Raw genomic sequence first — 12,566 nt, forward strand, 5'->3', positions numbered from 1 at the left:
CGCGCCGGAGGGTCCGTCCGGGGCGTCACGATCCGCAGACTACCGCTCACAGACCGAAGCGCCGCTGAAGGTCCCCGAGCTGGCCGGGAAGGCGCGGTACCGCCGCCGCCTGGCCGGAACCGTGTCCCGCGCCGCCCGGCACCCCCGCCTGCGCCGGCGGCGTGCCGATGTTCCGCTCCGCCATCAGCAGCTCCGTCGACTGGAGCAGCACCGTGCCCGCCCCCACGAACTCGAACTGGTGCTCCTCGCCCGAGGAGCCCCCGATGCCGGTCAGCGCCCGCACCCCGCCCAGGACGCCCGTCAGATAGCCGTGGTCGTAGTGGTGGCAGGGGGAGGGGCAGTCCGCCCAGCCCACCAGCGCCTGCGGGTCCACCCGCAGCGGCGGCTCCATGAACACCACCGGCCCGTTCGACGCGGCCACGAACTTCCCCGTGCCGATCAGCGTCACGAAGCCCGGCACGATCGACTGCTTCAGCGCCAGCGTCGGCTGGTAGGCCAGCAGGTTGCCCGAACGGATCGTCAGGTTGCCCTCGTCCAGGTCGTACGAGTTCACGTCGAAGGCCCGGTCCGCCAGCAGCATCTTGCCCGAGCCCTCGGCCACCACCCAGTCGCTCGCGTGCAGCGGCGAGTGGAAGGCGGTCCGCACCAGCCGGTCCAGCCGGCCGTGCCCGATCCCGTTGAACTCGATCCGCCCGTAGTAGGCGATCATCTTGCCCTTCTGGAGGAACCAGGGGGCGCCCTTCAACTCCACGCAGAACGTGTACGCGTTGACGTTGTCGTCCGACGGCAGGGTGTGCGGATCGTGGATGACAGGGGTGCTCACAGCTTCTCCTCCGACGCCTGGACGTACACCGCGCCGCTGCCGCTCAGCTCCAGCTGGAACGCCTCGCCCGAACCGCGGCCCACCATGTCCCGCCAGCCCAGCGCCGCCGAGAGCTTGTTCCGCACGTCGCCCCGGTGGGCCACGTACGCCTGCGGGTCCACGTGCACCGGCCGGCCCGGCGCGATCGGCAGCTCGATCACGCCGCCGTGCGCCATCACCGCCACCGCGCCGTGCCCCTTGAGGGTCGTGGTGAACAGGCCCTGTCCGGTCACCTGACCGCGCACCAGCCCCATCACCCCGCCCTGCGAGCCCATGAACATGGTCCCCTGCTCCAGGGTCCCGTCGAAGGCCAGCAGCCGGTCCGCCTCCACGTACAGGGTCTCGCCGGACAGCGTGACCACCTGCACGTGGTGGCCGCCGTGCCCGAACATCACCGTGCCGCTGCCCTCCACCGTCATCAGCGGCGTCGCCTCGCCCGCCACCCGGCGGCCGATCATCGACATCACGCCGCCCTGGCCGCCGGTCACGCTCGGCGTGAACGACACCTCGCCCCGGTAGGCGATCATCGCGCCGCGCTGGCTGAACAGGCGCTGCCCCGGCACCACCGTCGCCTCGATCATCTTCGAATTGACCTCGCGGAACGCCATCAGTACTCCCCGTTCGCTTCCCCGCCCGCGCGGCGCGGAGGTGCGGCTGTCGTCGTCCTCTGCGGCCCGGTGGCCGCGCGTGCGACGCTCACACGTCACCCCCGACCGTGTTCCGCTCACTGGGCTGGACGTAGACGAGCCCGTCGCCCTCGAAGCGGATCTGGAAGGCCTCGCCGCCGCCCTCGCCGAGCAGCGTGCGGAAGGTCACACCCGACTGGAAGTGCTGCTGGAGGTTGCCCTGGTGGGCCACGTACGCCCCCGGGTCGACCGAGAGCGGGTACTGCGGGGTCACCCGCAGGATCGTCGCGGGCCCGTCGGACATGATCGCCGCCTGGCCGCTGCCCTCCACCGTCGTGGTGAACAGCCCGTTGCCGGTCGCGCCGCCGCGCAGCCCGGTGAAGGTCGTGCCGGTGCGCAGCCCGGCGTCCGCGCAGAGCAGGTTGCTCGCCTCCACCCACAGCTTGTCGCCGTGCAGCCGTACGAGGTTGATCTCGGAGGCCCGGTCGGCGAACCAGCAGGTCCCCTGGCCCCTGACCTCCATCACCTCCATCTGCTCACCCGTCAGCCGCCGGGTCACCATCCCCCGCAGCCCCTCACCCCCGCCGGTCATCTTCTTGAACGCCATCTGCCCGTCGTAGGCGACCATCGAGCCGTTCTTCGCCTTCACGGCGTCGCCGGTCATCGTCACGGCGAGCACCCTGCTGCCCTGGAGTCGGAACGTAGCCACGGGCCGAAGGTAGCGGGGACCCGGCTAAAGAGACAGCAAAGTCGGCGTGCACAATGGACGGGCCCGCCCTTGTGCATCCGTTCACAAGATCGAACGAAGGTGATTCCCTCCGTGGACATCAAGACCGCTTCCTCCCTCCACCGGCTCCGGCTCGTCTCCGCCCCGGAGGCCGTGTCGTTCCTGCTGCTGCTCGTCTGCTCGGTGCTCAAGCGGACGACGGACTTCAACGCGGTGCCGGTCATGGGGGCGATCCACGGCATCCTCTTCGTGCTGTACGTGCTCTTCTGGCTCGACGCCTGGAACCGCACCAAGTGGAGCTTCGGCACCGCCGCGCTCTACTTCGTCCTCTCGGTGCTGCCGCTGGGCGGCTTCTACGCCGAGCGGAAGCTGAAGCGCGAGGCGCAGGACGCGGTCATCGCCTCCCGCGCGCGCCGCGAGGGCACGGTGAACGCGTGATCGTCGCCTTCTCCGTCACCCCGCTCGGCGTGGGCGAGGAGGTCGGGGAGCACGTCGCCGACGCCGTCCGCGTCGTCCGCGAGTCCGGCCTGCCGAACCGCACCGACGCCATGTTCACCTCGGTCGAGGGCTGGGGGCACCTCCCGGGCCGCTAGGCCCAGGGGGAGGGACGAGGTCATGGACGTTGTGAAGCGCGCCGTCGCCGCCGTCGAGGCCCGCGCCCCGCGCGTCTCCCTCGTCCTCAAGGCCGACGTCCGCCCCGGCGTCACCGACGGCCTCACCTCCAAGGTCGAGACGGTCGAGCGCCACCTCGGCGCCTGACCCCGTCCGTCCCGGCGTTTCCCGAAGCCCCCGGCCCCCGCCGGGGGCTTCGCGCGTTCCCCGGCCCTCCCCGGTCTTCACCGCGCCGCCACCGCGCCGCCGCACCCGGCCGCCCGACGGGCCGTCACGTACCCGATGCGGCGATCGGGTGGACGCGGGCGGTGGAACGCCCTCACTCGGAGCACTCCAGTCGACACACCGGAAGATCTCCCCTTTTGTGGGGATATCGACCCGATCGACGACAGCGGGAGGCACCGTGCGGCCGGGAGGCTACGACTACGACACCTACAGCCGGCTCGCCGGTCCCCTCACGGAACCGGGCACGGCCGACTACAAGGTGCAGTACACGAGTCTGCTCTCGAAGGAACCGCACCGAATACGAGCCGTCCTCCTCATGACGCTCGCCCCCGTCCTCTCCGCCGTCCTCCTCGCCTACCTGGTCTGGCCCACCCACTGGACCGTCCGCGAGGGCGACGACACCTGGCGGGTGCCGTACGACACCGTGATGCTCGTGTCGATCGGCCTCATCTGCCTCTTCATGCTGGTGAACGTCACCTCGATCGCCCACGCGACCATGATCGCCCGCGACCCCGTCCCCGTGTACCCCGAGCGGGGCACCCGGGTCGCCTTCCTCACCACCTACGTGCCCGGCAAGGAACCCCTCGCCATGGTCCGCGCGACCCTGGAGGCCGCCGTCCGGCTCCGGCACGACGGCACCCTGCACGTCTGGCTCCTCGACGAGGGCGACAGCCCCGAGGCCAAGGCCCTCTGCGCCGAGCTCGGCGTCCACCACTTCACCCGGGCCGGCGTCCCCGAGTGGAACCGGAAGAAGGGCCCCCACAAGGCCCGCACCAAGCACGGCAACTACAACGCCTGGCTCGCCATGCACGGCGACGACTACGCCTTCTTCGCCTCGGTCGACACCGACCACGTGCCGCTCCCCGGCTTCCTGGAGCGCATGCTCGGCTACTTCCGCGACCCCGACACCGCCTTCGTCGTCGGCCCCCAGGTCTACGGCAACTACACCGGCGCCGTCACCAAGGCCGCCGAGTCCCAGCAGTTCCTCTTCCACGCCCTCATCCAGCGGGCCGGGAACCGCTACCGCGCCCCCATGTTCGTCGGCACCAACAACGTCGTCCGCATCGCCGCCCTCAAGCAGATCGGCGGCCTGTACGACTCCATCACCGAGGACATGGCCACCGGCTTCGAACTGCACCGCCGCCGCAACCCCGCCACCGGCCGCCACTGGCGCTCCGTCTACACCCCCGACGTCCTCGCCGTCGGCGAGGGCCCGGCCTCCTGGACCGACTTCTTCACCCAGCAGCTCCGCTGGTCCCGCGGCACCTACGAGACGATCATCAAGCAGTGGTGGAAGGCGCCGTTCAGCATGCCGCCCGGCCGCCTCCTCAACTACACCCTGATGCTCGTCTACTACCCGATGACGGCCGTCAACTGGCTCCTCGGCATCCTCAGCTGCGTCCTCTTCCTGTGGCTGGGCGCCTCCGGCACCCAGGTCTCCTCCCAGGTCTGGCTCATGATCTACAGCGACGCCGTCGCCCTCCAGATCGGCCTCTACCTCTGGAACCGCCGCCACAACGTCTCCCCGCACGAACCCGAGGGCTCCGGCGGCCTCGCCGGCATGGTGATGTCCGCGCTCTCCGCGCCCATCTACCTCAAGTCCCTCGGCTCGGCGCTGCTGCGCACCCGCGGCCGCTTCGTCGTCACCCCCAAGGGCGGCGCCGCCAGCCCCGACCGCGTCCTCACCTTCCGCATCCACCTCTACTGGGCGGCCGTGCTCGTCGCCTCCCTGGCGGCCTCCGTCCACTACGGCCACACCCACGCCGCCATGCGCACCTGGGCGGTCCTCGCCCTCGTCATCTCCCTCGCCCCGATCACCGTCTGGGCCTGGACCACCCTGCGCGACCGGCGCGCCCGCACCGTTCGCGACCGGGCCCGCGCCCGCACCCGCGCCCGCCGGCTCGCCCGCGCCCGCCGCGCCTTCGAGCAGCGCACCGTACCGCCCATGCCGCAGTTCCCGCCGCTGCCGCCGCACCCGCCCGCCACCACCGCCCCCACGACGACCGGAGGGAACTGAGCCATGGCCTACCGGCCGTCGAAGAAGTTCAAGAAGACCCTGCTCGGCAGCGGAGCCGTCCTCGTCCTCGCGGCGCTCAACGCCCCCGCCGCCGTCTCCTTCGCCTCGGAGCGCTACCACGCCTACAAGATCGCCCAGCCCGACTACCAGAAGAAGTACGGCTCCTGGACCGGCGTCTCCGTCCCCGACGGCGCCCGCGTCAACGCCATCCACGCCGCCCTCCTGCGCACCGGCAAGGTGCTGCTGATCGCCGGCTCCGGCAACAACCAGAAGAACTTCGACGCGGGCACCTTCGACACCGTCCTGTGGGACCCGGTCAAGAACACCTTCAAGAAGATCCCCACCCCCGAGGACTTCTTCTGCGCCGGCCACAGCCAGCTCCCCGACGGCCGCCTCCTGGTGGCCGGCGGCACCGCCCGCTACGAGGTCCTCGACGGCGGGGTGAAGAAGGCCGGCGGCGGCATGCGGGTCAAGAACGAGAGCCCCGACAAGGCCGTCACCCTCAAGAAGGGCACCCGCTTCCGCTCCCCGTCCGGCGTCGAGTACGTCACCACCACCGACGTCACCGTCCCCAAGGCCAAGCGCGAGTTCGAGATCTCGTACTTCAAGACCGGCCAGATGAAGCCCTGGAAGACCAAGGTCACCGCCGCCGAGGCCCGCGTCTTCGTCGAGGCCGTCGAGGAGGGCCCGCAGGCCCTCACCACCGAGGCCGCCCAGTACGAGGTCGTCGGCCTCAAGGGCGAGGACGCCGACAACGTCTACGGCCTCGCCCAGAAGCTCACCACCGAGAAGCAGGACTTCCAGGGCATCAAGTCGGCCTACGAGTTCGACCCGAAGGCGGAGAAGTACGTCCCCGTCGCCCCCATGAAGGACGCCCGCTGGTACCCGACCCTCGTCGGCCTCCAGGACGGCCGGGTCCTCGCCGTCTCCGGCCTCAACGACGTCGGCGACGTCGTCCCCGGCGACAACGAGATCTACGACCCCGCCACCAAGAAGTGGACCAAGGGCCCCTTCCGCTACTTCCCCACCTACCCCTCCCTCTTCCTCACCAAGGGCGGACAGCTCCTCTACACCGGCTCCAACGCCGGCTACGGCCCCGCCGACAAGGGCCGCGCCCCCGGCCTGTGGGACCTCAAGAGCAACACCTTCACCAAGCTCCCCGGCCTCACCGACCCCGACCAGCTGGAGACCTCCGCCTCCCTGATCCTGCCGCCCGCGCAGGACCAGAAGGTCATGGTCCTCGGCGGCGGCGGCGTCGGCGAGTCCGCCAAGTCCACCGCCCGCACCGCCATCGTCGACCTCGGCCAGGAGACCCCCTCCTTCAAGGACGGCCCCCCGCTCCCGCAGGGCACCCGCTACCTCAGCAGCGTCCTGCTCCCCGACGACACCGTCTTCACCACCGGCGGCTCCCGCGACTACCGCGGACGCAGCGGCAGCGACATCCTCAAGGCCCAGTTCTACGACCCCGCCGCCAACGCCTTCGCCGAGGCGGCCGAGCCCACCGTCGGCCGCAACTACCACTCCGAGGCCCTGCTCCTCCCCGACGGGCGCGTCGCCACCTTCGGCTCCGACCCCCTCTTCGACGACAAGGACAACACCAAGCTCGGCACCTTCGAGCAGCGCATCGAGGTCTTCACCCCGCCCTACCTCCACCGGGCCGGCGCGAACCGGCCCTCCCTCGGCAAGGGCCCCGAGGCGCTCGACGAGAACGGCCGCGCCACCTTCACCACCCCCGACGCCGGCCGCATCGCCAAGGCCCGCCTCATGCGCCCCAGCGCCGTCACCCACACCACCGACGTCGAGCAGCGCTCGATCGCGCTGGGCCTCACCCGGAGCGCCGACGGCCGCACCGTCACCGTCGACGCCCCCGAGGACCCCAGCCTCGTCCCGCCCGGCTGGTACATGCTCTTCGTCACCGACCGGGACGGCATCCCGTCCGAGGCCACCTGGATCCAGGTGAAGGGCAAGCCGGCCGCGGAGACCGGGTGAAGCCGCTCAGGAACCGGCCCGGCGGGCCAGCCCGAGGGCGTACTCCGGCCACCAGGTCCCCGCGGCCGGACCGCCCCGGCACTGCCCGTCCGAATCCCCCGGACGCTTGATCCACAGGTACGCGTCCACCAGCGCGTCCCCGGTCCGGTCCGTCGGCGGCACGCCGAGCGACCGGCCCGGGGGATTGCACCAGGCCTCCGCCCGGTCCCCCGGGAGGGGGCCCGCGCCGTTCCTGCTCGTGTCGATCGTGAAGTGCATCCCGTCCAGCAGCCCCGACAGCGTCGCCCCGAAGTCCCGCACCGCCGCGTTCGTCTGGAAGTTCGACACGTTCAGCGAGAAGCCGTCCGCGCGGGCGATCCCCGCCCGCCGCAGCGGCTCCACCAGCTTCCCCGGATCGTCGATCCACGCCGGGTTCCCCGCGTCCAGGTAGACCCGCGTCCCCGGCTGCCGCTTCAGCCGCTCGATCGCCTCCGACAGGAGCTGGAGCCGCTCCCCGTGGTACTGCTCCGGCGTGCAGCCGTCCACCACGTGCGGCACCGCGTCCGGCTCCAGGACCACCACCGCCTTCGCGTCCCCGAGCGCCGACGCGAAGGCGTCCACCCACGCCCGGTACGCCTGCCCGTCGTGCGCCCCGCCCGCCGAGTACATCCCGCAGTCGCGGTGCGGGATGTTGTACGCCACGAAGACCGCCGTCCGCTTCTCCGCCGCCGCGCCCGCCACCGCCCGCCGGATCTCCGGCACCGGGTCGTCGCCCGCCGGCCAGTCCGCCACCGGCTGGTCCGCGATCCGCCGCAGCACCCGGGCGTCCTCCGCCCGGCCCTCCGACTCGTACCGGCGCACCTGCCGCGCCGCGTCGCTCTGCGGATCGACCCAGAACGGCGACCCCCCGGTCGGCCCCGGCGGCACGCCCCCCGACGCGGCGGGCGGCCCCACCGGCGACGGGGCGGGCTCCTCGGCGGAACAGCCGGCGCCGGCCAGCAGCAGGACGGCCGCGAGGGCGGCGGCGGTGACGGTGGTACGGCGGGACATCCGGCCCCCAGGGTCGGCAACACGGGGAGTACGGGCGCTCGCCCGCCCACGACGGAACGTGACGAACCTGACTCATCGTGACATGGCGGTCAGCCCACGTCGGGCTGCGACACCGCGATCCCCAGCGGCGTCCGCTCGTACAGCACCTGGTGGCCGTACCGCCGCGAGGTCAGCAGCCCCGCCTCCCGCAGCACCGACAGGTGCGCCGACACCGTCGACGGCGCCCGCCCCAGCCGGTGCGCCAGCGCCGACGTGCCCATCGGCTCCGCCAGCGCGCACAGCACCTCCGCCCGCACCGGACCGAGCAGCCGCCCCAGCACCTCCGGCGTCCGCCCCCGCGCCTCCGTCCACAGCCCGCCGATGCCGCGCACCGGATACGCCACCGTCGGCTGCCACGGCGGATCGAAACCGCTCACCACCTCCGGCCAGATGAACACCGACGGCAGCAGCACCAGCCCCTGCCCGCCCAGCGCCCGCACGTGCTCGCCCCGGTACGACGTCACGCTCAGCGTCGTGGCCGCCGCGTCCCACGAGAACGACGGGTGCAGCTCCGCCAGCAGCCGCTCCAGCCCGCCCTCCGCCAGCCGGCGCGAGTGGTACGCCACGTCCGCCTCCAGCAGCGCCCGCAGCCGCGGCCACTCCGGCTCCACCAGCGCCTCCCACGCCGCTTCGAGCAGCGCCGCCAGCCGGGCCACCGCCGCCGCCGGATCCGCCAGCACCGCCCGCCCCGCCGCGCTCCTCGCCGCCCCCGGAGTGCAGGCCAGCGCCCGCGCCATGTCCGCGCCCGCCACCACCGGGTCCGCCGCCCGCACGGCCGCGATCTCCTCCTCGAACGTGCCGGCCGGCCCCAGCGGCGGCGGGAACAGGAAGTCCGGCGAATGCCCCTGGCGCGGCATCAGCAGGTGCAGCGGCGCCAGGTCCAGCCCGCGCGCCGCCCCGGCCACCCGCCGCAGCCACGGCAGGTGGTAGCCCTGCTGATGGGGCCGGGCCAGCACCCGCACGGCCGAGTGCGTCTCCCACAGCGGCGACACGGCGAACCGGACGCGCAGCACGTCCGCCTCGCCGAAGGACAAGCGGTACGGCACGCCACCGCCCCCTGACACCGGATCTCGCGAAGATTCGCCTGGAGCCGAAAGTCTAGGGCCGCGACCGCCCCCCGCCCCAAGCTCCCCCCATGCCCTCGCAGCACCCCGCCCCCTCCCCGACCCCACCGTCCGCCCCCACACCGAACCCGCACCCGCACTCGAACCCGCACCCGAACGCGGCCCCGGACCCGGCCCCGGCCCCGAACGCGTCCCGCCCCGACGCCCCCGTGTCCGGCGCGGCGGAGCCCTCCCGACCCGAGCCCGCTCCGTCCGCGCCCGCCCCCGCCCGGCCCGGCCCCGCCCCGGGCGGCGGCCGGGACGAGGCGGCCCCCGCACCGGAGGGCGGCTACCTCGCGGTCTTCCGGGTGCGCGAGTTCCGCTTCGTCTTCGCCGCCCACCTGTGCTCGCTGCTCGGACTCGTCGTCAGCGAGATCGCGCTCACCGTCCTCGTCTACGACCTCACCCGCTCCCCGCTCCTCTCCTCCCTCACCTTCGCCCTCGGCTTCCTCCCCTACCTCCTCGGCGGCACCCTCCTCGCCGGACTCGCCGACCGGTACCCGCCCCGCCGGGTCCTCGTCGTCTGCGACCTCGTCTGCGCGGCCTGCGTCGGGCTGATGGTGGTGCCCGCCACCCCCGTCGCCGGACTCCTCGCCCTGCGCTGCGCGGCCGCCGCCGTCGCCCCCGTCTTCCAGGGCACCCGCCTCGCGACCCTCGCCGACGTCCTCGGCGACGGCGACCTCTTCGTCCTGGGCCGCTCGCTGCTGCGGATCGTCTCCCAGACCGCCCTCCTCGCCGGCTTCGGCGTCGGCGGCGTCCTCCTCACCGTCGTCCCCGCCCGCGGCGCCATCGCGCTGACCGCCGCCACCTTCCTGCTCTCCGCCCTGCTGCTGCGCCTCGGCACCGTCCGCCGCCCCGCCCGCGCCGCCGACGGCCGCCGCGAAGGACTCGCCGCCACCTGGGGCGTGCTCCGCGACCGCCGGATCCGCACCCTGATGCTGCTGTTCTGGGTGCCGCCGTTCTTCGTCGTCGCCCCCGAGGCGCTCGCCGCCCCCTACGCCGACGACCTCGGCGTCTCCACCGCCGCCCTCGGCCTCCTCATGTGCGCCCTGCCCGTCGGCACCGTCGCGGGCGAACTCCTCGCCGGCGCCGTCCTGCGCCCCGCCACCCGCTCCCGGCTGGTCGCCCCGCTGCTCGTCGCCGGCTTCCTGCCCTTCCTCCTCTACGCGCTCCGCCCCGGGCCCGCGCTCGCCGCGCTCGCCCTCGTCCTGGCCGGCGCCGCGGGCGCGTACACCCTCGGTCTCGACGCCTGGTTCGTGGCGGCCGTCCCCGAGGAGCGGCGCGGGCGGGCGATGACCCTGATGACGGCCGGGATGATGACCGTCCAGGGGCTCGGCATGGCGGCCGCGGGCCTGGCCGCCGAGTTCGTCCCCGTCCACCTCGTCGTCGCGGGCGCCGGAGCCCTCGCCGTCCTCGCCGTCGGCGGCCTCCTGGCGACCGAAAGGCGAGACAGGGCTGACCGGCATGTGACCTGTCGGTAAGGTCGGGGCGTGCCGAAGCCGCTCAGTCTCCCGTTCGACCCGATCGCCCGTGCCGACGAACTCTGGCAGAAGCGGTGGGGTCCGGTCCCGGCGATGTCCGCGATCACCTCGATCATGCGCGCCCACCAGATCCTCCTCGCCGAGGTGGACGCGGTCGTGAAGCCGTACGGGCTGACCTTCGCCCGGTACGAGGCGCTGGTGCTGCTCACCTTCTCCAAGGAGGGCGAGCTGCCGATGTCGAAGATCGGCGAGCGGCTGATGGTCCACCCCACCTCCGTGACGAACACCGTCGACCGGCTGGTCCGCTCGGGCCTGGTCGCCAAGCGGCCCAACCCGAACGACGGGCGCGGCACCCTCGCCTCCATCACGGACAAGGGCCGCGAGGTGGTCGAGGCGGCCACCCGCGACCTGATGGAGATGGACTTCGGCCTGGGCGCCTACGACTCCGAGGAGTGCGCCGAGATCTTCGCGATGCTCCGGCCGCTGCGGGTGGCGGCGGAGGACTTCGACGAGGGCTGAACCCCGCCCGGACCCCGCTCTGACTCCCTCCGGACCCCGGCCGACCCCGGCGAAGATCGGCCGGAACGGGCGGTTACGCTCGGAGCCATGAAATCCAGCGTGCTGACCCGCTACCGCGTCATGGCGTACGTGACCGCCGTCATGCTCCTGATCCTCTGCGGGTGCATGGTCGCCAAGTACGGTTTCGACACCGGCGAGGACGTGACCTTCGCGGTCTCCCAGGCCCACGGCGTCCTCTACATCATCTACCTGGTCTTCGCCTTCGACCTGGGCTCCAAGGCCCGCTGGCCGTTCGGCAAGATCGTGTGGATCCTGCTCTCCGGCACCATCCCGCTCGCCGCGTTCTTCGTCGAGCGCAAGGTGGTCGCCGAGGTGAAGCCGCTGATCGGCGGCGGACAGCCGGTTCCCGCCAAGGCGTAGCCGGGCCGCGGCACGACGGGGGAGGGCTGGTACGGGAAGCGTCCCGCACCGGCCCTCCGCCGCGTCCGCGCACCGCCGCGGGCCGCTTCGCGGCCGTGCCCGGCACCTTCACGGGCGGACGTCAGCCCAGGGCGGCCACCGCGCCCAGGCCGCCGACCAGGAGGGCGGAGAGGCGGGCCACCCACTGGGCGTCGACCGGCTCGGCGCTGACCAGGGCCCGGTGCACCACCGCGCCCGCGACCACGTCGAAGATCAGGTCGTCGATGGCGTCGGCGGTCAGCGGCTCGCGCTCCGAGGGGAGTTCGCCGCGCTCCTGGGCGCGCCGCCGGCCGTCCAGGACGAGCCGCTTCTGCCGGTCCACGATCGAGGCGCGGATCCGCTCGCGCAGCGGGGCGTCCCGGGTGGACTCGGCGACCACGGCCATCAGCGCGGTCTTGGTCTCGGGGCGTTCGAGGAGGCCCGCGAACTGGAGGACGACATGCTCGATGTCGGCCTGGAGGGAGCCCAGATCGGGCAGTTCGAGCTGGTCGAAGAGGACCGCGACGGCGTCGACGACCAGCTCGTTCTTGTTGGCCCAGCGGCGGTACAGGGTGGTCTTGGCGACTCCGGCGCGGGTGGCGACGTCGCCCATGGTGAGCTTCGACCAGCCCAGTTCCACCAGGGCCGCGCGGGTCGCCTCCAGGATGGCCTCGTCGGCCTCGGCGGAGCGGGGGCGACCGGTGCGGGGGGTGTCGGGGGTGGTGCGGCTGCGCATGGACGACGACCATACCCGCCGGTAAGTAAGGCGCCAGGGGTGCGCGATGTGAGGCAGTTCACCGTAGGGGGCTCCCCCCGGCCGGGTCCGGGCCATTACGCTACGACCCGTAGCGAAAGGCTTCTCAGAGCGGCCTGAGCGACAACCATCGCACCGGGTGGGG

Annotated in this window: 12 protein-coding genes and 1 pseudogene; 7 read left to right on the plus strand and 6 right to left on the minus strand. The window is 73.0% G+C overall.

The annotated features are described in order from the left end of the window. Nucleotides 1–46: 46 nt before the first annotated feature. The 3 genes from IE219_RS07975 to IE219_RS07985 form a co-directional block, all read right to left on the minus strand. Nucleotides 47–823: an AIM24 family protein gene (locus IE219_RS07975; RefSeq protein ID WP_189975846.1), complete on the minus strand. Its 777-nt coding sequence runs from the start codon at nucleotides 821–823 to the stop codon at nucleotides 47–49. Continuing rightward, entirely contained in the window at nucleotides 820–1,470 is a 651-nt protein-coding gene (locus IE219_RS07980) for an AIM24 family protein (RefSeq protein WP_189975847.1), read from the minus strand. The genes IE219_RS07975 and IE219_RS07980 overlap by 4 nt, the downstream gene beginning before the upstream one ends. Before the next feature lie 88 nt (nucleotides 1,471–1,558). Further along, nucleotides 1,559–2,197: an AIM24 family protein gene (locus IE219_RS07985; RefSeq protein ID WP_189975848.1), complete on the minus strand. Its 639-nt coding sequence runs from the start codon at nucleotides 2,195–2,197 to the stop codon at nucleotides 1,559–1,561. A gap of 111 nt (nucleotides 2,198–2,308) precedes the next feature. On the opposite strand from IE219_RS07985, the gene IE219_RS07990 reads away from it, so the two are divergent. The 4 genes and pseudogenes from IE219_RS07990 (at nucleotide 2,309) to glxA (ending at nucleotide 7,058) form a co-directional block, all read left to right on the plus strand. Continuing rightward, a complete protein-coding gene (locus IE219_RS07990; protein ID WP_189975849.1) occupies nucleotides 2,309–2,653 on the plus strand; it encodes a DUF3817 domain-containing protein in 345 nt (114 codons plus the stop codon). Next, nucleotides 2,650–2,974, plus strand: a pseudogene (locus IE219_RS07995) (thiamine-binding protein). The gene IE219_RS07990 and the pseudogene IE219_RS07995 overlap by 4 nt, the downstream one beginning before the upstream one ends. Before the next feature lie 256 nt (nucleotides 2,975–3,230). Then, on the plus strand, nucleotides 3,231–5,069 hold the full coding sequence (locus IE219_RS08000; RefSeq protein ID WP_189975850.1) for a glycosyltransferase family 2 protein: 1,839 nt from the start codon (nucleotides 3,231–3,233) through the stop codon (nucleotides 5,067–5,069). Between the two features lie 3 nt (nucleotides 5,070–5,072). After that, nucleotides 5,073–7,058 (plus strand): radical copper oxidase GlxA, encoded by a 1,986-nt coding sequence (glxA, locus tag IE219_RS08005; protein WP_189975851.1) that lies wholly within the window; start codon nucleotides 5,073–5,075, stop codon nucleotides 7,056–7,058. Between the two features lie 6 nt (nucleotides 7,059–7,064). On the opposite strand, the gene IE219_RS08010 is transcribed toward glxA, so the two are convergent. Continuing rightward, nucleotides 7,065–8,087 (minus strand): glycoside hydrolase family 6 protein, encoded by a 1,023-nt coding sequence (locus IE219_RS08010; RefSeq protein WP_189975852.1) that lies wholly within the window; start codon nucleotides 8,085–8,087, stop codon nucleotides 7,065–7,067. Nucleotides 8,088–8,176: 89 nt separating this feature from the next. Further along, nucleotides 8,177–9,172, minus strand: coding sequence for an ArsR/SmtB family transcription factor (locus IE219_RS08015; protein WP_189975853.1), 996 nt, complete (start codon nucleotides 9,170–9,172; stop codon nucleotides 8,177–8,179). A gap of 89 nt (nucleotides 9,173–9,261) precedes the next feature. Here IE219_RS08015 and IE219_RS08020 point away from each other — a divergent pair, with 89 nt between their 5' ends. The 3 genes from IE219_RS08020 to IE219_RS08030 all read left to right on the plus strand — a co-directional run bounded on the left by IE219_RS08020 (nucleotide 9,262) and on the right by IE219_RS08030 (nucleotide 11,649). Further along, the gene (locus IE219_RS08020; protein WP_189975854.1) at nucleotides 9,262–10,710 is read left to right on the plus strand and encodes an MFS transporter; all 1,449 of its coding nucleotides are present in this window, start codon (nucleotides 9,262–9,264) and stop codon (nucleotides 10,708–10,710) included. 9 nt (nucleotides 10,711–10,719) lie between these two features. Further along, nucleotides 10,720–11,229: a MarR family winged helix-turn-helix transcriptional regulator gene (locus IE219_RS08025; protein ID WP_189975855.1), complete on the plus strand. Its 510-nt coding sequence runs from the start codon at nucleotides 10,720–10,722 to the stop codon at nucleotides 11,227–11,229. Nucleotides 11,230–11,316: 87 nt separating this feature from the next. Continuing rightward, entirely contained in the window at nucleotides 11,317–11,649 is a 333-nt protein-coding gene (locus IE219_RS08030) for a DUF3817 domain-containing protein (protein ID WP_189975856.1), read from the plus strand. 121 nt (nucleotides 11,650–11,770) lie between these two features. On the opposite strand, the gene IE219_RS08035 is transcribed toward IE219_RS08030, so the two are convergent. Beyond that, nucleotides 11,771–12,403: a TetR/AcrR family transcriptional regulator gene (locus IE219_RS08035; RefSeq protein ID WP_189975857.1), complete on the minus strand. Its 633-nt coding sequence runs from the start codon at nucleotides 12,401–12,403 to the stop codon at nucleotides 11,771–11,773. Nucleotides 12,404–12,566 lie beyond the last annotated feature (163 nt).

This window comes from Streptomyces termitum (genome assembly GCF_014650175.1).
GTDB lineage: Bacteria > Actinomycetota > Actinomycetes > Streptomycetales > Streptomycetaceae > Streptomyces > Streptomyces termitum.

Coding starts and splice junctions, on each gene's coding strand:
- IE219_RS07980 (WP_189975847.1), bottom strand. CDS start 1,470: ATGGCGTTCCGCGAGGTCAATTCGAAGATGATCGAGGCGACGGTGGTG.
- glxA (WP_189975851.1), top strand. CDS start 5,073: ATGGCCTACCGGCCGTCGAAGAAGTTCAAGAAGACCCTGCTCGGCAGC.
- IE219_RS08010 (WP_189975852.1), bottom strand. CDS start 8,087: ATGTCCCGCCGTACCACCGTCACCGCCGCCGCCCTCGCGGCCGTCCTG.
- IE219_RS08020 (WP_189975854.1), top strand. CDS start 9,262: ATGCCCTCGCAGCACCCCGCCCCCTCCCCGACCCCACCGTCCGCCCCC.
- IE219_RS08030 (WP_189975856.1), top strand. CDS start 11,317: ATGAAATCCAGCGTGCTGACCCGCTACCGCGTCATGGCGTACGTGACC.
- IE219_RS08035 (WP_189975857.1), bottom strand. CDS start 12,403: ATGCGCAGCCGCACCACCCCCGACACCCCCCGCACCGGTCGCCCCCGC.